The organism is Streptomyces aquilus, from assembly GCF_003955715.1.
Classification (GTDB): Bacteria; Actinomycetota; Actinomycetes; order Streptomycetales; family Streptomycetaceae; genus Streptomyces; species Streptomyces aquilus.
On record NZ_CP034463.1, the window covers coordinates 1254286 to 1272736 of the forward strand.

General features: G+C 71.9%; 17 protein-coding genes. 8 read left to right on the forward strand and 9 right to left on the reverse strand.

The genetic code is table 11. From position 1 onward, the window contains the following. Positions 1-111 precede the first annotated feature (111 nt). Complete coding sequence (locus EJC51_RS05925) at positions 112-1389, forward strand: streptophobe family protein (protein ID WP_126270057.1); 1278 nt, start codon at positions 112-114, stop codon at positions 1387-1389. Positions 1390-1809: 420 nt separating this feature from the next. On the opposite strand, the gene EJC51_RS05930 is transcribed toward EJC51_RS05925, so the two are convergent. Genes EJC51_RS05930 through EJC51_RS05945 form a run of 4 tightly spaced genes read right to left on the reverse strand, consistent with a single transcriptional unit; the run spans position 1810 to position 6131 of the window. Continuing rightward, positions 1810-2799, reverse strand: coding sequence for a serine/threonine-protein kinase (locus tag EJC51_RS05930; RefSeq protein WP_126270058.1), 990 nt, complete (start codon positions 2797-2799; stop codon positions 1810-1812). Further along, complete coding sequence (locus EJC51_RS05935) at positions 2789-3334, reverse strand: SH3 domain-containing protein (RefSeq protein WP_126270059.1); 546 nt, start codon at positions 3332-3334, stop codon at positions 2789-2791. Before EJC51_RS05935 ends, EJC51_RS05930 begins: the two co-directional genes overlap by 11 nt. Further along, the gene (locus EJC51_RS05940; RefSeq protein ID WP_126270060.1) at positions 3334-5670 is read right to left on the reverse strand and encodes an ABC transporter ATP-binding protein/permease; all 2337 of its coding nucleotides are present in this window, start codon (positions 5668-5670) and stop codon (positions 3334-3336) included. Before EJC51_RS05940 ends, EJC51_RS05935 begins: the two co-directional genes overlap by 1 nt. A 50-nt stretch (positions 5671-5720) precedes the next feature. Beyond that, positions 5721-6131 carry a hypothetical protein gene (locus EJC51_RS05945; protein WP_126270061.1) on the reverse strand — a complete coding sequence of 137 codons (411 nt, stop codon included), beginning with the start codon at positions 6129-6131 and terminating at the stop codon, positions 5721-5723. Between the two features lie 344 nt (positions 6132-6475). On the opposite strand from EJC51_RS05945, the gene EJC51_RS05950 reads away from it, so the two are divergent. Next, a complete protein-coding gene (locus EJC51_RS05950) occupies positions 6476-6877 on the forward strand; it encodes a nuclear transport factor 2 family protein (RefSeq protein WP_126270062.1) in 402 nt (133 codons plus the stop codon). A gap of 63 nt (positions 6878-6940) precedes the next feature. Next, complete coding sequence (locus EJC51_RS05955) at positions 6941-7240, forward strand: DUF1905 domain-containing protein (protein WP_126270063.1); 300 nt, start codon at positions 6941-6943, stop codon at positions 7238-7240. Here the strand turns inward: EJC51_RS05955 and mgrA are convergent. Then, entirely contained in the window at positions 7230-8225 is a 996-nt protein-coding gene (mgrA, locus tag EJC51_RS05960; RefSeq protein ID WP_097260060.1) for an L-glyceraldehyde 3-phosphate reductase, read from the reverse strand. The genes EJC51_RS05955 and mgrA overlap by 11 nt on opposite strands. 159 nt (positions 8226-8384) lie before the next feature. Between mgrA and EJC51_RS05965 the strand changes: the two genes are divergently transcribed. The 3 genes from EJC51_RS05965 to EJC51_RS05975 all read left to right on the forward strand — a co-directional run bounded on the left by EJC51_RS05965 (position 8385) and on the right by EJC51_RS05975 (position 11396). Next, positions 8385-9302, forward strand: a complete 918-nt coding sequence (locus EJC51_RS05965) for a LysR family transcriptional regulator (protein ID WP_097260062.1) — start codon at positions 8385-8387, stop codon at positions 9300-9302. 68 nt (positions 9303-9370) lie between these two features. Further along, complete coding sequence (locus EJC51_RS05970) at positions 9371-10858, forward strand: carotenoid oxygenase family protein (protein WP_126270064.1); 1488 nt, start codon at positions 9371-9373, stop codon at positions 10856-10858. 28 nt (positions 10859-10886) lie between these two features. Next, entirely contained in the window at positions 10887-11396 is a 510-nt protein-coding gene (locus tag EJC51_RS05975) for a mycothiol transferase (protein ID WP_126270065.1), read from the forward strand. Here EJC51_RS05975 and EJC51_RS05980 read toward each other — a convergent pair. Continuing rightward, positions 11384-12448, reverse strand: a complete 1065-nt coding sequence (locus EJC51_RS05980; protein WP_126270066.1) for an adenosine deaminase — start codon at positions 12446-12448, stop codon at positions 11384-11386. The two genes, EJC51_RS05975 and EJC51_RS05980, sit on opposite strands and share 13 nt — an antisense overlap. 44 nt (positions 12449-12492) lie before the next feature. Next, on the reverse strand, positions 12493-12885 hold the full coding sequence (locus EJC51_RS05985) for a VOC family protein (protein WP_126270067.1): 393 nt from the start codon (positions 12883-12885) through the stop codon (positions 12493-12495). Positions 12886-13180: 295 nt separating this feature from the next. Between EJC51_RS05985 and EJC51_RS05990 the strand changes: the two genes are divergently transcribed. Both EJC51_RS05990 and sph read left to right on the forward strand, forming a co-directional pair. Next, positions 13181-13639: a pyridoxamine 5'-phosphate oxidase family protein gene (locus EJC51_RS05990; RefSeq protein ID WP_126270068.1), complete on the forward strand. Its 459-nt coding sequence runs from the start codon at positions 13181-13183 to the stop codon at positions 13637-13639. A gap of 109 nt (positions 13640-13748) precedes the next feature. Next, a complete protein-coding gene (sph, locus tag EJC51_RS05995) occupies positions 13749-14723 on the forward strand; it encodes a sphingomyelin phosphodiesterase (RefSeq protein ID WP_126270069.1) in 975 nt (324 codons plus the stop codon). Here sph and EJC51_RS06000 read toward each other — a convergent pair whose 3' ends face one another. Continuing rightward, a complete protein-coding gene (locus tag EJC51_RS06000) occupies positions 14724-15617 on the reverse strand; it encodes an aldo/keto reductase (protein ID WP_166682832.1) in 894 nt (297 codons plus the stop codon). A 56-nt stretch (positions 15618-15673) separates the two neighbouring features. Further along, the gene (locus EJC51_RS06005; protein ID WP_126270070.1) at positions 15674-18058 is read right to left on the reverse strand and encodes a phosphoketolase family protein; all 2385 of its coding nucleotides are present in this window, start codon (positions 18056-18058) and stop codon (positions 15674-15676) included. Positions 18059-18451 lie beyond the last annotated feature (393 nt).

An 18451-nucleotide genomic window follows, 5' to 3' on the forward strand; every position in this document is an offset into this window, starting at 1 on the left:
CTTTTATCCACGACGATTCCATTGTGTGCTCCGGCCCGGTGCCGCTCGCAAGCCGACGCGGACGGCCCTCCCGGCGGGCGCGTCCCCCGGGCGCTGCTTAGCGTGGGCAGGGTGAGCCCGAGAACCCGCTCCGACCAGGCCGTTGCCCCGCACGGCTGGGTACAGGCCGCCGTCACCGTGCTGTCCGGACTGCTCGTCATGGGCGTGACCGCGGCCCTGGGGCTGTGGGCGGCCGGGGCGACGGACCTTCCGGACGGGGCGTTCCCCCGGGTCGTCGCGGCGACGGTCGTCACCGCGGTGGGCGGCACGATCGAACTCTCCGGGAACGCCGGCGGTCTCGCCGACACCCAGGCGGGTCTGACGGTCATCCCGCTGTCCGTCACGCTGGCCGGTGCCCTCGTCGTCGCGGCCGCCTTTCTCCGGCCGTTGCGGCACCGCGCCGTCGCGAGCGCCACGGAGCTGGCGGGCTGGGCGGCGCGGGTCGCCGTGCTGTGGCTGCTCGGCCTGATCGCCCTCGCCCTGGGGGCCCGCCAGACCTTCACGCTCTCCCTCGGCGAGAGCGCGCTCTCCGACCTCGGCGACCTGTTCGGGGTGACCCCGGAGGTCGGCTTCAAGACGGACCTCCCGCTGACGCTGCTGTTCGGCCTGCTCTGGCTGGCCGGGGTGCTGGCGCTGGCGCTGCTGGTCTCGCGCGGGGCGCCGCTGCCGGGCCGGCTGCTGCGCTTTCAGGCGTCGGTGCGGCCGGCGGCGTACGCGATGGTCGTGCTCCTGCTCGCCTATGTGGCCCTCGGCATCGTGGTCGCCCTGGTCGTGGCGGTGACGCGCGGTCACGCGGTGGAGACCCTGGCCGTGATCCTTCTCGGCCTGCCGAACCTGGTCTGGCTGGCATTGACGCTGGGCCTCGGCGCCACCTGGAACGGCCGGGTGGAGGGCCCGTTCGGGCTGCCGATGCCGCACGTCCTCGACGAGGTGCTGCGCTCGAAGGACACCGCCACGCTGAATCTGTCGACCCTCGCCGACCACGACGGCAGGGTGTGGTGGCTGCTGGTCGTCGACGCGGTGCTGCTGCTCGCCGCCGCGTTCGTGATGGCGGCCCGCTCCCCCGCCCGGATGCGCGCCTGGCAGCACGCCCTGCACCTGGCGGTCGCCCTCGCTCTGACCGTCCTGATGATCTGCCTGCTCGGCCGCATCACCGCCCACTACGGCCTGTCGGTCCTCGGCATCGGCGACCTCGGCGGCGACCTGGGTGGGGAGCTGTTCCTCGAACCCGAGGTGTGGTCGGCCGTCGGGCTGGGCGCGCTGTGGGGTCTGGCCGCGGGCTTCCTGGGCGGGTTGCTGGCGCGGCCGGTGCGGCGGCGGGGCGCGACGGACCCGGCTAGCCGCCCCTGAAGACGGGTTGCGCCCACGGCGGCGGCTGTTTCGGGCCGGCCACCGCGGAGTTCGCGACCCGCACGGCCACCTGCGGCGGTGGACGGCCGGACACCGGTCGTCGCCGTGCGCGCAGGGCGGAGACGAAGGTTGGGGTCTGGTCACGGCCTTGCTCGGCGGATTGCCGGCGCGGCCGGTGCGGCGGCGGGGCGCGACGGACCCGGCTAGCCGCCCCTGAAGACGGGTTGCGCCCACGGCGGCGGCTGTTTCGGGCCGGCCACCGCGGAGTTCGCGACCCGCACGGCCACCTGCGGCGGTGGACGGCCGGACACCGGTCGTCGCCGTGCGCGCAGGGCGGAGACGAAGGTTGGGGTCTGGTCACGGCCTTGCTCGGCGGATTGCCGGCGCGGCCGGTGCGGCGGCGGGGCGCGACGGACCCGGCTAGCCGCCCCTGAAGACGGGTTGCGCCCACGGCGGCGGCTGTTTCGGGCCGGCCACCGCGGAGTTCGCGACCCGCACGGCCACCTGCGTCGGTGCGTGGCCGGCCGGCCGGTCGCCGGTCATGGCCGTGCGCAGGGCGGAGACGAAGGTGAGGCAGGTGCCGTAGCGGTCGTCCGGGCTCTTCGCGAGGGACGTGGCGAGGACGGTGTCGGCCGCCGGCGGGAGGTCGGGGCGGGACTCGGTCAGCGGGGGCGGTTCGTCGTACTGGTGGGCCCAGAGCAGGGCCATGTCGTCGTCGCGGCGGAACGGCGGGTGGCCCGCGAGGGCCTCGTAGACGACGCAGGCGAAGCCGTAGACGTCGCAGCGGCCGTCGACGGGCTTGCCGGAGATCTGCTCGGGGGCCACGTAGTCGAGCGTGCCGACGAACTGGCCGACCGTGGTGAAGCCGGTCAGGGACAGGGACTTCTTCGTCAGGCCGAAGTCGGTGAGGTAGGCGTGCTCGGGGTGGTCGCTGTCGGTGCCGCGGGCGATCAGGATGTTGCCGGGTTTCACGTCCCGGTGGACCAGCCCGTGGTCGTGCGCCGCGTCCAGCGCGGAGGCGATCTGGGCGGCGATCCGCAGCGCGGGTCCGGGCGCCAACGGGCCCCGGCGGTCCAGGAGATGGCGCAGGTCGCTGCCCTCGACGTAGCGCATGGCGATGTAGAGGACGCCGTCCGTCTCGCCCGCCTCGAAGACGGGGACGATGTGCGGGTGGTCGATCGCGGCGGCGGCCCGCGACTCGTGGGTGAAGCGGCGGCGGAAGGTGTCGTTGCGGGCGAGTTCGGGGGCGAGGAGCTTGAGGGCGACCGTGCGGTCCAGGCGCAGGTCGTGGGCGCGGTAGACGACGGCCATGCCGCCGCGGCCGATCTCGCGCTCGATGCGGTAGCCGGCGATCTGCCGGCCGATCAGCTCGGAGGGCCGGCCGGAGAAGAGGCTGGTGTCACGGGCCATCGGGCGTCACGACCTGGGTGGCGGCGTGCCCGGGGTCCCCGGCGGCGACGACGGGCCCTTCCTCGGCGGCGTAGGTGCTCAGCCGGGTGCCGTCGGCGTAGACCCAGCGGCCGTGCTGGGCGTCGTAGAGCCAGACCGACTCGCCGTCGACGACGACGCCGATCCGCAGGCCCCGGGTGCGGCTGTGGAAGGCCTCGGCGTCCAGGGCGCCGTCGGCCAGCTCCTCGACCGCGGACCGGTAGCGCGTGAGCGTCTCCTCGGCGCGGGCGAGCAGGGGGCGGGGGTCGGCGGTGCGGGCGAGCGGGGCGTCCGCGACGGGCGGGTCCTTGGGCACGGCGACCAGGAAGCGGCCGTCGACCCAGGCCGACCAGCCGTTGGCGCACAGGACGTGTCCCCAGTCGCCGCGCCGCTCCAGGAGCTGGACCGGCAGCAGCGGGTCCAGGGACACGGTGGGCCGGGCGGGGTCGGGGGCCTCCCAGGCGGGCATGCCGTGCTGGGGGACGACGTGGGTGGGCCGGAAGCCGGGGGTGGTCATCACGACTTCCGCAGGACGGCCGGTTCGTGGCGGCGCAGCAGGCGGGAGACGACGTACCCGAAGAGCGCGGACAGGACGACGAGCATCCCGACGTTGAGCAGCCACACCTTCGCCGAGTGCCGGAACAGCGGATCGGTCGTCAGTTCGCCGGGCACGATCCGGGCGAGGCCCACCGTGCCGGCCATCGCGCCCAGGGCCCAGCGCGCGGGCACCAGCCAGGACAGCTGCTCCAGGCCCGGCACGCCGTCGAGTTTCAACAGGGCGCCGCAGAACACGACTTGGACGATGGCGAGCAGCACCAGCAGCGGCATCGTCACCTCCTCCTTGCGCACCAGCGCGGAGATCAGCAGGCCGAGCATCATCGCGGTGAACGCCAGCAGGGCGACGGCGACGGTGATTTCGACAAGGGGCGGCATCAACACGCCTTCGCCGCCGGGCGCGTTGAGGTCGACGCCGAGCAGGGCGACCAGGGTCAGGACCACGGCTTGCAGGACGGTGACGGTGCCCAGGACGACGATCTTCGACATCAGGTACGCCGATCTGGACAGGCCCACGGCTCGCTCGCGCTGGTAGATGGTGCGTTCCTTGACGAGTTCGCGCACCGCGTTGGCGGCCCCGGTCAGGACGCCGCCGACGCACAGGATCAGCAGCGCGTTCATCGCCGTCTCCTGGGTCAGCTTGCTGCCGGCCAGGGCGCGGGCCATGGCGCCCATCACGAACGGCAGCGCGATCATGATGGCGAGGAAGGTGCGGTCGGCGCTGAGGGCGGTGGCGTAGCGGCGGACCAGGGTGCCGAGCTGGGCGCCGCGGCTGCGCGGCCTGGGCGGCGGGGCGATCACGACGGGCCCGGAGCGCGGCACCCGGGGCTGGCCGGAGGCCTCGGTGACGTACTGCCGCTGGAAGGGCGAGGTACGGAACTCGCCGGCCCAGTCCCGGTCCTGGTCCCGCTCGAAGGCCTCGAAGGCCTCGGGCCACTGCTCGTAGCCGAAGTAGGCGAGGGTGTCCTCGGGCGGCCCGTAGTAGGCGATCCGTCCGCCGGGCGCGAGGACGAGGAGCCGGTCGCAGACGTCGAGGCTGAGGACGCTGTGGGTGACGACGATGACGGTCCGGCCGTCGTCGGCGAGGCCGCGCAGCATGTGCATCACCGAGCGGTCCATGCCGGGGTCGAGGCCCGAGGTCGGCTCGTCGAGGAAGAGCAGCGAGGGCTTGGTGAGCAGTTCCAGGGCGACGCTGACGCGCTTGCGCTGGCCGCCGGAGAGGCTGTGCACGGGCTGGTCGGCGCGCTGGCGCAGGCCGAGTTCGTCGATGACCTCCTCGACCCGCGCCTGCCGCTCGGCCTTGGCGGTGTCCTGCGGGAAGCGCAGTTCGGCGGCGTAGGTGAGGGCGGCGCGGACGGTGAGCTGGGCGTGCAGGATGTCGTCCTGCGGGACCAGGCCGATGCGCTGGCGCAGCTCGGCGTAGTCGCGGTAGAGGTCGCGGCCGTCGTACAGGACCGTGCCGTGGTCGGCGGGGCGCTGGCCGGTGAGGGCGCCGAGGAGGGTGGACTTGCCGGCGCCGCTCGGGCCGACCACCGCGAGCAGGCACTTCTCCCCCACCGGGAACGACACGTGGTCGAGGAGCGTCTTGCGGCCGCGGTCGACGGCGACCGTCAGGTCCTGTACGTCGAGGGAGACCTCGCCGGTGTCGACGTACTCCTGCAACTGGTCGCCGACCAGGCAGAACGCCGAGTGGCCGATGCCGACGACGTCACCGGGGCCGAGCAGGGCGCGGGTGACGGCGCTGCCGTTGAGGTAGGTGCCGTTGTGGCTGCCGAGGTCGACGATCTCGTAGCTGCCGTCGGGCAGGGCGCGCAGTTCGGCGTGCCGGCGGGAGACGACCAGGTCGTCGATGACCAGGTCGTTGTCGTCGGCGCGGCCGATGCGGACCGTGCGGGTGGGCAGCGGGCGGACGGTGGTGGGCTGCCGGAAGGTGCCGGTGAGGCCGGGCATCGACACGGCCGTGACCGCCGACGGGCGCTCGGGGGCGACGAGGACCGCCCGTGGTCCGTCGGAGGGGCTGCCGAAGCGGATCACGCAGCCGGGGCCGACGTCCCGTTCCTGGATGCGCAGGCCGTCGGCGTAGGTGCCGTTCGTGCTGTGCTCGTCCGCCAGCGTCCAGTGGTCGGCCTCGGGCCGCAGCACCGCGTGGTGCCACGAGACCCGGGCGTCGTCGATCACGATGTCGCTCAGGGGGTCGCGTCCGACGTGGTAGTCGTGGCCCGGACTCATCACGGTGGAGCCCGCCTCGGTCTCCAGGAGGAGTTCGGGCGCAGTCGGCGCGCTCGGCCGCTCTGCCATGCCGAGATTCTATCGATTCGTCCTGGTGTGCGCCTTTTCTGCGAGGCGCCTCAGCCGACGGAGACGACCAGCGCCGGGATCGTCCGCTGCATGCGCAGGGCGTCGACCGACTCCGCGAGGAGCTCGTACTCGGTGGTGTCGTCGCTGGTGGCGATCCGGATCAGCCGTCCGGCCGCCAACTCCTCGGCGACCAGCTCCTGTTGGGCGGCGTCCCCGCACCAGGCGCGGAGCACGGCGGGCACGTCGGGCACGGAGGGGCCGACCGGGACGAGCGCGCTCGGCGGGACACGGCTGATCTCGGGCTGCGGGTCGAGACGCTCGGCGATCCATGACGCCCGGTCCCGTAACCACCACAGGGCGAGGGCCAACGTGGGGGCCCGGTAACTGCCCAGCGGTACGCCGATACGCTGCCCTCCGCAGGTTCCGTACGCGGTGACATGGCACAGGAATTCGTCGTGCACGTTCACTCCCCCGGTGCGTAGTGCGCCTGTCGGCTGTCCTCGCTTTCGATGCGGCTCCGGACTCACGGTCATCGCGGCTCATGTGCGGTGCGTGATGGCATCCTCGCTGGATGTGAATGCCCTTTCAGTTGAGTATGTTCACTACTGAAACACTGTCACCACGACTTTTTGGCCACTCTCCTGGCATATTCACGCGGGGAGTTGGCCGAAACGTGGCGACCTGTCGATTACCCGAGGAGTAATCGACGGGCCGCGGCACGGCGGGCAAGGTTGCGGTACCGGGTCACCGCGAGCGGGACTCGGGCCCTGACCAGCAGAGACGACCTCAACGGAGGCTGATCCGCATGTCCGCGAACACCGAGCGTCACGACACTGCCGTCGCACGTTACTTCGAGGCCTGGAACGCCGTCGACCAGGAGACCCTGACGAAAGCGGTGGCGGCCGCCTGGGCGGAGGACGGCAGCTACACCGACCCGCTGGCCGCCGTCAGCGGCCACGAGCAGATCGCCGCGGTGATCGCGGCGGCGCACGAGCAGTTCCCGGGGTTCGTCTTCCGCCGGACCGGGGTCGTGGACGGCCATCACGACACCGCGCGCTTCTCCTGGGAGCTGGTGAACGAGGCTGGGGGTACCCCCTCTGGGGGAGGTTCCGCGCCGGTGGCGGGCTTCGACGTGATCACGCTGGACGGGCAGGGCCGCATCCGGTCGGTGCTGGGGTTCCTGGACCGGGTGCCGACCGAGGGGTGATGAGTTCCGGCGCCCGTGGCGGTCTCCTGAAGGAGAGGCCACCACGAGCGAGAGGCGGACGTCATGACCGCGAAGATCGACCGGCAGTTCACCGCCGAGCTGGTCAAAAGCCCGAACGAGGGTGGCTGGACCTACCTGGTCTGGCCGGAGTCCGTCGCGTTCTTCGGCACCCGGGGCCTGGTCAAGGTCAGCGGGACGATCGACGGACATCCGTTCCGCAGTTCCTTCATGGCCCTGGGCGACGGGCGGCACAAGCTGCCGGTGAAGGCCGAGGTGCGCAGGGCCATCGGAAAGGAGGCGGGCGACACGGTGACCGTCCGCCTCCACGAACGCCTCACTCCGTGCACGGTCCCTACTTCTTGATCACCGCGTCGATACGGGCCAGTTCCTCCGCGTCGAAGTCCAGGTTGGCGATCGTGCCGACGCTGTCCTCGATCTGCTGCGGGCTGCTCGCGCCGACGAGGGCGGAGGTGACCCGGCCGCCGCGCAGGACCCAGGCCAGCGCCAGCTGCGCCAGGGTCTGGCCGCGGGACTTCGCGATGTCGTTCAGCTCGCGCAGCTGGGCGACCAGGTCCTCGGTGAGGGCGTCGGAGCTCAGGAACGGGCTGTCGCTCGCCGCCCGCGAGTCCTCCGGGATGCCGTCGAGGTAGCGGCCGGTGAGCACGCCCTGCTCCAGCGGGGAGAAGACGATGGAGCCGACCTGGAGCTCGTCCAGGGCGTCCAGCAGGCCCTCGTCCTCGGGGCGCCGGTCGAGCATCGAGTAGCGCGGCTGGTGGATGAGGAGCGGGGTGCCCAGCTCGCCCAGGATGCGGGCGGCCTCGCGGGTCTGCTCGGCGGAGTAGTTGGAGATGCCGACGTACAGCGCCTTGCCCTGCTGCACGGCGGAGTGCAGGGCGCCCATCGTCTCCTCCAGCGGAGTCTCCGGGTCGGGGCGGTGCGAGTAGAAGATGTCGACGTAGTCCAGGCCCATCCGCGTGAGGCTCTGGTCCAGCGAGGACAGCAGGTACTTGCGGGAGCCCCACTCGCCGTACGGGCCGGGCCACATCAGATAGCCGGCCTTGGTGGAGATGATCAGCTCGTCGCGGTACGCCGCGAGGTCGGACTTCAGGGCCTCGCCGAAGGCCGACTCGGCGGCGCCGGGCGGCGGGCCGTAGTTATTGGCCAGGTCGAAGTGGGTGACGCCGAGGTCGAAGGCGCGGCGCAGGATGGCACGCTGGGTCTCGACGGTGCGGTCCGCCGGGCCGAAGTTGTGCCACAGGCCGAGCGAGATCGCGGGAAGCTTCAGGCCGCTGCGTCCGGTGCGCCGGTAGGGCATCTCCGCGTAGCGGTCGGGGTGTGCGGTGTACAACGCGACTCCAGAGGGGTTGGCACGGTTCTCCGAGGACCACGGTCACCTGAGAACCGGTGTCCCCTACCGATACCCACTCTTTCGCGACCTGGGGGCATTGGTCCAACAGAAGAATCCGATGGAATTCAGCGGACGGGTTTCTGAGTAGGCTTCCGAGTCATGGAACTCCGCCATCTCCAGCACTTCGTCGCGGTCGCCGAGGACCAGCACTTCACCCGGGCCGCCGAGCGGCTGCTGGTGTCCCAGTCCGGCCTGTCGGCCTCGATCCGGGCGCTGGAGCGGGAGCTGCAGACCCCGCTGTTCGTGCGCACGACCCGACGGGTCACGCTCACCCCGGCCGGGCGGGCGCTGCTCGGTGAGGCGGAGCGCATCCTGGCGCAGGTCAGGTCCGCCCACGAGGCGGTGGCCGCGGTGCAGGGGGTGCTGCGCGGGATGCTCGCGCTCGGCTCCGAGCAGTGCATCGCCGGGGTGTACGTGGCGGGGCTGCTCGCCTCGTTCCGGCGCCGGCACCCGGACGTCGAGATCTGTCTGCGGCAGGCCGGTTCCGGCGCGCTCGCGGAGGAGGTCGCGGCCGGCCGCCTGGACCTGGCCTTCGCGGTGCGGACGGCGCAGGAGGACACCGACCAGCTGCGCGTCGTACCGCTGGCCGCCGAGCCGATGACCGTCCTGTGCCATCCCGACCACCGGCTCGCGCGCGCCGGGGCCGCCGTGACCCCGGAGGACCTGGGCGGCGAGGTCTTCGTCGACTTCCACCCGGACTGGGGCCCGCGCCGCACCACCGACGCCGCGTTCGCCGCCGCGGGGGTACGGCGGGCGGTCGCGCTGGAGGTGAACGACGTGCACAGCCTGCTGGACCTGGTCGACGAGAACCTCGGCGTGGCCGTCGTGCCGCGCCACTTCCGGCACAAGCGCCCGTCGCTGACCGCACTGCCCATGAAGGGCACCGGGGAGGCCGTGTACGAGACCGTCGCGCTGCTGCCGCCCGAACAGGCCACCAGCCCGGCGGCCCGGGCCCTGATGGCGCTGCTGGAAACAGGGGGTGTAGGTACACCCCAGGAGGGGGCCCACCCCTCCTGACCGGGCCCGTTCCCCACCGCAGACTCATGACCGTCCACACACGACAACTGCGGTCAGGAGTTCGGGAAATGACGGACCACACACGACGGAACGTACTGCGCGGGGCGGCGGCCGTCGCGGCGGCGGGCGGGCTGCTCGGGACGGGAACCCGGGCGGCGGTCGCCGCTCCCCAGACGCCGACGACGCACCGATTCCCCTTCCTGGAGGGCGCGTTCGCGCCGGTCACGGAGGAACTGACGGCCTTCGACCTGCCGGTGACCGGACGCGTCCCGCGCGAGCTCAACGGCCGCTATCTGCGCAACGGCCCCAACGTCCTGGGACTCGAGGACCCGCGCGCCCATCACTGGATGCTCGGCGACGGGATGGTGCACGGCGTCCGGCTGCGCGACGGCCGTGCCGAGTGGTACCGCAACCGCTGGGTGCGCTCCTCCCAGGTGGCGAAGAAGCTGGGCGAGCCCTACCCGGGACCGGTGCCGCCGGACGACTTCCCCTGCAACACCCATGTGATCCCGTACCGGGGGCGCATCCTGACGCTCCAGGAGAGCGGCCCGCTGCCGTACGAACTCGACGACGAGCTCAACACCGTGGGGACGTACGACTTCCGGGGCACCCTGAAGGGCCCGCTCACCGCGCACACCAAGTTCGACGTCCACGCCGGCGAGCTGCACGCCATCGCCTACTACCCGACCTGGGACCACGTACGGCACCTGGTCGTCGGCCCGACCGGCCGGGTGTCCCGTACTACCAAGATCCCCGTGGCGGACGCGCCGATGATCCACGACTTCGCCCTCACCGAGCACCACGTGGTCATCCTCGACATGCCGGTCACCTTCGACCCGGCGGGCGCCGAGCGCGGCGACATCGTCCCGTACGTCTGGAACGACAAACACCCGGCACGGGTGGGGGTGCTGCCCCGCAAGGGCGGCGCGGTGCGCTGGTTCGAGGTCGACCCGGTCTACTACTCGCACACCCTCAACGCCTACGAGGAGGGGTCGGAGATCGTCGTCGACATGACGAACTTCGACGCGCCGTTCTTCGTCGCGGGCAAGGGTTCGGGGGGCCCGTACGGGGCAAGCACACCCCGGCTCGACCGCTGGACGATCGACCTGCGCCACGGCCGGGTACGGACCCGCACCCTCGACGACCGGCCGCAGGAATTCCCGCGCGTGAACGAGGCGTTGGTGTCCCGTCGGCACCGTTACGGCTACTCGGCGGCGTCCGCCGAGATGGCGCAGGCCTATATGACGGTCGACGGCAACCCGCCCGACCGGGCGTTCGGCAACGCGCTCATCAAGCAGGACCTGCTGCGCGGCACCACCCAGGTGCACCGGCTGCCGCGCGGCGCGGCGGCGAGCGAGGCCGTGTTCGTGCCGCGCGAACACAGCACGGCCGAGGACGACGGATACGCGATCGCCTACGTGCACAACCCCGATCGCGGGGCGTCCGACCTGGTGATCCTCTCCGCCCAGGACTTCACCGGTGAGCCGGTGGCCCGCATCCATCTGCCGGGGCGGGTGCCGCTCGGATTCCACGGGAGCTGGATTCCGGACGCATGAGGCGCCCGGGTGCGCGATGGTGGGGAGCATGCATGCAAAGGACATCCTCATCGACGGTTTCAGCCGTATCCAGGAAGAGGTCCACGCCGCCGTCGAGGGCCTGACCCCCGACGACCTCAACCATCGGCCGACCCCCGACGCCAACTCCATCGCCTGGCTCATCTGGCACCTCACCCGCGTCCAGGACGACCACCTGGCCGACGCCTTCGGGCTCGACCAGGTGTGGCTGACCCAGGACTGGCAGAAGCGCTTCGACCTCGGCCTGCCGCCCCGCGACCACGGGTACGGCCACACCTCCGCGCAGGTCGCGAAGGTACGGGTCGACTCCGCCGAGCTGCTGACCGGCTACTACGACGCCGTCCACGCGCAGACCCTGGAGGCGCTGCGCGGGGTGACCGCGGCGGACCTGGAGCGGATCGTGGACACACGCTGGGATCCGCCGGTCACGCTCGGCGTGCGGCTGGTCAGCGTCCTGTCCGACGATCTCCAGCACGTCGGACAGGCCGCCTACCTCCGCGGCCTGCGTCAGAGCGCGTAGCCCGGCAGGACGACGTCCTCGATGAGGGCCTTGCGCTCGTCGAACGGGATGAAGGCGCTCTTGAGGGCGTTGACCGTGACCGTGCGCAGGTCCTCGACCGTCCAGCCCGCCTCCTCGACCAGCAGGGACATCTCGCGGGTCATGGTCGTGCCCGACACCAGCCGGTTGTCGGTGTTGAGCGTGACGCGGAAGCCCAGGTCCTTCAGGGCCGTGATCGGGTGCTCGGCGATCGACGTGGCGGCGCCGGTCTGGAGGTTGGAGGTCGGGCACATCTCCAGGGCGATCCGGCGGTCGCGCACCCAGCTCGCCAGGCGGCCGAGCTTGCCGTCGACGATGTCCTCGGTGAGGCGGACGCCGTGGCCGATGCGCTGGGCGCCGCACACCTGGACGGCCTGGTGGATGCTGGGCAGGCCGTGGGCCTCACCGGCGTGGATGGTGAACGGCACGCTCTCGCGGCGCAGGTGCTCGAAGGCGGCGAGGTGGTCGGCGGGCGGGAAGCCGTCCTCGGCGCCGGCGATGTCGAAGCCGACGACGCCGGCGTCGCGGAAGGCGACGGCGAGGTCGGCGGCCTCGGCGACGCGGTCGAACATGCGCATGCCGCAGAGCAGGGTGCCGACGCGGACCGGCGTCCCGGCGGCGGCCGCCTTGGCCATACCGGCGGCGAGGCCCTCCTGGACGGTCTCCACGACCTCGCTCATGGCCAGCCCGCCCCGGGTGTTCAGCTCGGGGGCGTAGCGCACCTCGCCGTAGACCACTCCGTCCGCGGCCAGGTCGAGGACGTACTCCTCGGCGGTGCGCAGCAGGCCCTCGCGGGTCTGCATCACGGCGAGGGTGTGCTCGAAGGTGGCGATGTAGCGGACCAGGTCGCCGGAGTTCGCGGCGTCGTAGTACCAGGCGGCGAGCTCGTCCGGGTCGGTGGTGGGCAGGGTGTGGCCGACCTCCGCCGCGAGCTCGATCACGGTGGCGGGGCGCAGGCCGCCGTCGAGGTGGTCGTGCAGGACGGCCTTGGGGAGGCGGCGGATCACGTCGGGGTCTACGCGCGTAGCAGTCATGGCGGGTCTTTCCTGGGGAGCGGGGCGGAACGGTGGGAGGAGGGTCAGGCGGCGGGCTGGAGCAGGTCCCAGCGGTTGCCGTACAGGTCCTGGAAGACGGCGACCGAGCCGTAGGGCTCGTGGCGGGGCTCCTCCAGGAAGGTCACGCCGGCGGCCAGCATCCGGGCGTGATCGCGGGCGAAGTCGTCGGTGTACAGGAAGAAGCCGACGCGCCCGCCGGTCTGGTCGCCGACGCGGGCGCGCTGGGCGTCGTCCTTGGCGCGGGCGAGCAGCAGGCCGGTGCCGCCCGCCTCCGTGCCGGGTTCCACGACGACCCAGCGGGCGCCGCCGGGACGCGGGGTGTCCTCGACGAGCCGGAAGCCGAGGGCCTCGGTGTAGTGGCGGATCGCCTCGTCGTAGTCGTCGACGACGAGGGTGACCAGGGCGATGCGTCTCATCGGGGCCTTTCGGGGCGTGGGATTAGCCGGAGAGGTTATACGTAAAACTTCGCGGGCGCCAGTCCTGTTTCCCAGAGGGGGCTGAAGGGCGTCGCCGGTGGGGCCGAGGGGCGTCGGCCGACGGGGCCGAGGGGCGTCGCCGGGGGCCGAGGGGCTTCGCCGGCGGGGCGGGACTGAAGGGCGCCGGCGGCGGGGCTGGGCGTGAGTCGCACTGCGGCCCTGCACGCGAGTCGGGCTGCGGCCCTACGACCGCCGACCGATGCGGGGTGCCGTGGAACCCGTTAGCGTCCCGGGCATGAAGATCGACAAGCAGCCCCGCGACCCCGGACAGCGCAAGCGTGATCTCCTCGCCCGGCTGGAGCGGGAGATGGACGTCTGGGTGGCCACGGCGGACACCGACGGGCTGCCCTGCCTGGTCCCCCTCTGGTTCTTGTGGGACGGCGAGGCCCTGTGGCTGGCGACGCGGCTCAAGACACCGACCGGCCGCAATCTGCGGAACGTCGGGCGGGCCCGGCTGGCGCTCGGGGACACCCAGGACGTCGTGATCGTCGACGGTGAGGCGGAGATGTTCGCGTCGGACACCGTGCCCTCGGCCGCCGTGGAGGGGTTCCTGGCGAAGACCGGCTGGGATCCGCGGACGGAGAGCCTGCCGTACGTCTGGTTCCGGGTGCGTCCGCGCACGGTGCAGGCGCGCAACGGTGTGCACGAGATGCGGGGCCGGTATCTCATGCGGGACGGCGACTGGGTCGTGTGAGGCATACCGCCGTTCGACATTTCGTGTGTGCACGGGAGTTACCTGAGAGTAATCCCCGGTGGTTGGATGTGCGGCGCCACTCAACCCCCTTCACCCTCAGGGAGATCCAGTGACGTTCTTCGCACCGCGCCGCACCCTGGGCGCGACCGCACTCGCCGTCGCCCTCGCGGCCACCGCCGCACCCACCGCGACGGCCGCCGAACCGGCCCCGGCCGTACGGGTGTTGACGTACAACACGTTTCTCTTCAGCAAGACCCTGTACCCGAACTGGGGCCAGGACCACCGTGCCGCGGAGATCGCGAAGGCGGGCTTCTTCCACGGGAACGACGTCGTCGTGCTCCAGGAGGCGTTCGACAACTCCTCGTCGGACGCGCTGAAGAGAGCCGCCGCGGGCGAGTACCCGTACCAGACGCCGGTCGTCGGGCGGACGAAGGACGGCTGGGACGCCACCGGCGGTGCCTACTCCGCGACCACGCCCGAGGACGGCGGGGTGACGGTGCTCAGCAAGTGGCCGGTCCTGCGCAAGGAGCAGTACGTCTACAAGGACGCGTGCGGTGCGGACTGGTGGTCCAACAAGGGGTTCGCGTATGTGGTGTTGAACGTCAACGGCAGCAAGGTGCACGTCATCGGCACGCACGCCCAGTCGACCGACCCCGGTTGTGACGCGGGCGAGGCGGCTGCCATGCGGAGCCGGCAGTTCAAGGCGATCGACGCCTTCCTCGACGCCAAGAACATCCCGGCGGGCGAACAGGTCCTGGTCGCCGGTGACATGAACGTCGACTCGCGCTCGCCCGAGTACGCCTCGATGCTGGCGGACGCCGGCCTGGTCGGCGCCGACGCCCGCACCGGGCACCCGTACTCCTTCGACACCCAGGACAACTCCATCGCCCACGACCGCTATCCGGACGACCCGCGCGAGGATCTGGACTACGTCCTGCACCGCGCGGGTCATGTCCGGCCGCCGGTCTGGAAGAACGAGGTCGTCAAAGAGGAGTCGGCGCCGTGGACGGTGTCGAGCTGGGGTACGGACTACACCTACACGAACCTGTCCGACCACTATCCCGCGGTCGGGTACGCGGGCTGATCAATCTCCCTGTGCGTGAAGGGAGTTGAGGCGGGTCAGCTCGTCCTCGGTGAGCCGGATCGCGCCCGCCGCCACGTTCTCGGTCAGGTGGTCGGGGTTGCCGGTGCCGGGGATGGCGAGCAGGTGCGGGCCCTGGTGCAAGGTCCAGGCGATACGGATCTGGGCGGGGCTCGCACCGTGCGCCCGCGCGACGGCGAGCACTTCGGCGTCGTGGTCCGCGGTGGCGCCGTGTGCGCCGGCGTTCCCGGCCACCGCGTAGAACGGGACGTACGCGATGCCCTGTTCACCGCAGATGCGCAGCAGTTCGTCGGGGTGGTCCAGGGCGTAGCGGTTCTGCACGCTGACCACGGGCGCGATGGCCTGGGCCTCGGCGAGGTGGCGGGGTTCGACACCGGAGATGCCCAGATGGCGGATCAGGCCTGCCTCGCGCAGTTCGGCGAGAGCGCCGAAGTGCTCGGTGATCGAGTCCTGTCGCATGCGCCGCAGGTAGACCAGGTCGAGGTGGTCGCGGCCCAACTGCCGGAGGTTCTCCTCGACATGGCCGCGCAGGTCCTCGGGGCGGGCGGAGGTGCCCCACTCCCCCGTCCAGTCGCGGAAGGGGCCGACCTTGGCCGCGATGACGAGGCCGTCGGCGTACGGCGCCAGCGCGGTGTTGATCAGTTCGTTGGCGGAGCGCAGGGCGGAGAAGTAGAAGGCGGCGGTGTCGATGTGGTTGACGCCGAGCTCGATCGCCCGGCGCAGCACCGCGATCGCCTGGCGCCGGTCGCTCGGTGTCCCGTGGTGGAAGGCGGCGCTGCCCGTCACCCGCATCGCGCCGTAGCCGAGGCGGTTGACGGGCAGGTCGCCGAGTTTCCAGGTGCCCGCGGCGTCCGCGGTGATCGTTTCGGAGGTCATCGACGGAGTCTCACACAGGGGGGCCGCGGCGGACGAACCCATTGCGGACTCATGACTCAGCCGTCCCAGGACCAGTCCGCCACCTCCGGCAGGTCCGTGCCGTGCTCGCGGATCCAGTCGTGGTGGCGCAGCCGGGTGTCCTCCATCTCCTGGCGTACGGCGGTGGCGCGGACGGCGAGGCCGGGGACGCGGTCGATGACGTCCATGACGAGGCGGTAGCGGTCGAGGTCGTTGCGGACGACCATGTCGAAGGGCGTGGTCGTGGTGCCGATCTCCTTGTAGCCGCGGACGTGCAGATGGGCGTGGCCGGTGCGGCGGTAGGCGAGGCGGTGGATCAGCCAGGGGTAGCCGTGGTAGGCGAAGATCACCGGTTTGTCGGGGGTGAAGAGGCCGTCGTACTCGAAGTCGCTCATCCCGTGCGGGTGTTCCTCGCTCGGCAGCAGGCGGGCGATGTCGACGACGTTCACGACGCGCACGGCGAGGTCGGGGAGGTGGCGGCGGAGCAGCTGAGCGGCGGCCAGCACCTCTTGGGTGGGGACGTCACCGGCGCAGGCGAGCACCACGTCGGGTTCCCGGCTGCCGTCCTCGGTGCCCGCCCAGTCCCAGACGCCGAGTCCGCGGGCGCAGTGGATGCGGGCCTGGTCCATGGACAGCCAGTCGTAGCAGGGCTGTTTGCCGGCGACGACGACGTTGACGTAGTCGCGGCTGCGCAGCACGTGGTCGGCGACGGAGAGCAGGGTGTTGGCGTCCGGCGGCAGGTAGACCCGGACCGCCTCGGGGCTCTTGTTGAGGATGTGGTCGACGAAACCGGGGTCCTGGTGGGAGAAGCCGTTGTGGTCCTGGCGCCAGACGTGCGAGGTGAGCAGGTAGTTGAGGGAGGCGATGGGAGCCCGCCAGGGCAGCCGGCGGGTGGTGCGCAGCCACTTGATGTGCTGGTTGACCATCGAGTCGACGATGTGGACGAAGGCCTCGTAGCAGGAGAACAGGCCGTGGCGGCCGGTGAGGAGATAGCCCTCCAGCCATCCCTGGCAGGTGTGTTCGGAGAGGATCTCCATCACCCGGCCGTGCCGGTCGAGGTGTTCGTCGACGTCGAGGGTGCCGGCCTGCCAGGCCTTGCCGCTGGCGGAGTAGACGGCCTGGAGGCGGTTGGAGGCGGTCTCGTCGGGGCCGACCAGGCGGAAGTCGCGGCGGTCGGCGGTGGCCCGCATGACGTGTTCGAGCAAGTCGCCCAGGACGCGGGTGGGTTCGTGGAGGGTGGCGCCGGGCTTGTCGACGGGGACGGCGAACCGCTCCAGGGGCGGCAGGGGCAACGACCGCAGGAGGAGGCCTCCGTTGGCGTGCGGGGTGGCGCCGAGCCGGTGCGGTCCCTCGGGGACGTGGGTGAGGAGGTGGGGACGCGGGCGGCCCTGGTCGTCGAAGAGTTCCTCGGGACGGTAGGAGCGCAGCCAGGCCTCCAACTGCCGTAGGTGGTCGGGGTTGTCGCGTACGGCGGACAGCGGGACCTGATGGGAACGCCAGGTGTCGGCCACGGGCAGGCCGTCGACCTCGGCGGGACCGGTCCAGCCCTTCGGGGTGCGCAGCACGATCACCGGCCAGCGGGGGCGTTCGCCGGCGTCCTGCTCGCGGGCGGCGTGCTGGATCGCGGCGATGCGGTCGAGGGCGGTGTCGAGGGCCTCGGCCATGGCGCGGTGGACGGTGGCCGGGTCGTCGCCGGTCACATGGAGCGGGTCGTGACCGTATCCCCTGAGCAGGGCGTCGAGTTCGTCCTCGGGGATGCGGGCGAGGACCGTCGGGTTGGCGATCTTGTAGCCGTTGAGGTGGAGGATGGGCAGGACGGCGCCGTCGTGGACGGGGTCGAGGAACTTGTTGGAGTGCCAGGACGCGGCCAGCGGGCCCGTCTCGGCCTCGCCGTCGCCGATGACACAGGCGACGAGCAGGTCGGGATTGTCGAGTGCGGCGCCGTAGGCGTGCGAGAGGGAGTAGCCGAGTTCGCCGCCCTCGTGGATCGAGCCGGGGGTCTCGGGGGCGACGTGGCTGGGGACGCCGCCGGGGAACGAGAACTGCTTGAACAGCCGGGCCATGCCCTGTCCGTCCCGGGTGACGTCCGGGTACGTCTCGCTGTACGAGCCCTCCAGCCAGGCGTTGGCGAGGACGGCGGGGCCGCCGTGTCCGGGACCCCAGATGCACAGGGCGTCCAGGTCACGGGCCTTGATCACCCGGTTGAGATGGGTGTGGACGAGGTTGAGGCCGGGTGAGGTGCCCCAGTGGCCGAGGAGCCGCGGCTTGACGTGCTCCGGGCGCAGCGGCTCGGTCAGCAGGGGGTTGGCCATGAGGTAGATCTGGCCGACGGCGAGGTAGTTCGCCGCGCGCCAGTGGGCGTCCAGGGAGGTCAGTTCCTCGTCCGTGAGTACGCCGGGTTGCTGCCGGGTGGCGGCGGACATGGGTTCCCCTTCCGGTCGGTGTCGGGGTACGGCGGTCGCGTGCGGGTGGCGGTGCCAGCTCCACCCTGACCCGTCACGCCGGGTACCCGACAGGGCCGACCGGGCTACATGCGGACAGGCAGATGGGCCCACTCGGGAGGCGGGTGGGCCGACGTACACGCTTGAGACCGGGCCGAGGTGGGGTTGGCACGGGCTGAGGCCGCGTCAGGCAGAGGCCGGCTCGGGCGAAGGCCGGCACGGGCGAAGGCCGGCACGGGCGAAGGCCGGCACGGGGCGAGGCTAGGCCGACACGGGGCGAGGCATCCCCGGCCCAACGGCTCGACGCCCCTCGCCCCTGGCCCCTGCCCCGGCCCCCGCCCCCTCACCCCTCACCCCTCACCCCTCACCCCTCAC

Excerpts from the sequence above, each read along its gene's own strand:
- EJC51_RS06000 (WP_166682832.1), bottom strand. The coding sequence starts at position 15,617 with ATGACCTCCGAAACGATCACCGCGGACGCCGCGGGCACCTGGAAACTC.
- EJC51_RS05975 (WP_126270065.1), top strand. The coding sequence starts at position 10,887 with ATGCATGCAAAGGACATCCTCATCGACGGTTTCAGCCGTATCCAGGAA.
- EJC51_RS05935 (WP_126270059.1), bottom strand. The coding sequence starts at position 3,334 with ATGACCACCCCCGGCTTCCGGCCCACCCACGTCGTCCCCCAGCACGGC.
- EJC51_RS05930 (WP_126270058.1), bottom strand. The coding sequence starts at position 2,799 with ATGGCCCGTGACACCAGCCTCTTCTCCGGCCGGCCCTCCGAGCTGATC.
- EJC51_RS05965 (WP_097260062.1), top strand. The coding sequence starts at position 8,385 with ATGGAACTCCGCCATCTCCAGCACTTCGTCGCGGTCGCCGAGGACCAG.
- EJC51_RS06005 (WP_126270070.1), bottom strand. The coding sequence starts at position 18,058 with ATGTCCGCCGCCACCCGGCAGCAACCCGGCGTACTCACGGACGAGGAA.
- EJC51_RS05940 (WP_126270060.1), bottom strand. The coding sequence starts at position 5,670 with ATGGCAGAGCGGCCGAGCGCGCCGACTGCGCCCGAACTCCTCCTGGAG.
- EJC51_RS05970 (WP_126270064.1), top strand. The coding sequence starts at position 9,371 with ATGACGGACCACACACGACGGAACGTACTGCGCGGGGCGGCGGCCGTC.
- EJC51_RS05950 (WP_126270062.1), top strand. The coding sequence starts at position 6,476 with ATGTCCGCGAACACCGAGCGTCACGACACTGCCGTCGCACGTTACTTC.
- EJC51_RS05990 (WP_126270068.1), top strand. The coding sequence starts at position 13,181 with ATGAAGATCGACAAGCAGCCCCGCGACCCCGGACAGCGCAAGCGTGAT.
- EJC51_RS05980 (WP_126270066.1), bottom strand. The coding sequence starts at position 12,448 with ATGACTGCTACGCGCGTAGACCCCGACGTGATCCGCCGCCTCCCCAAG.
- EJC51_RS05985 (WP_126270067.1), bottom strand. The coding sequence starts at position 12,885 with ATGAGACGCATCGCCCTGGTCACCCTCGTCGTCGACGACTACGACGAG.
- EJC51_RS05955 (WP_126270063.1), top strand. The coding sequence starts at position 6,941 with ATGACCGCGAAGATCGACCGGCAGTTCACCGCCGAGCTGGTCAAAAGC.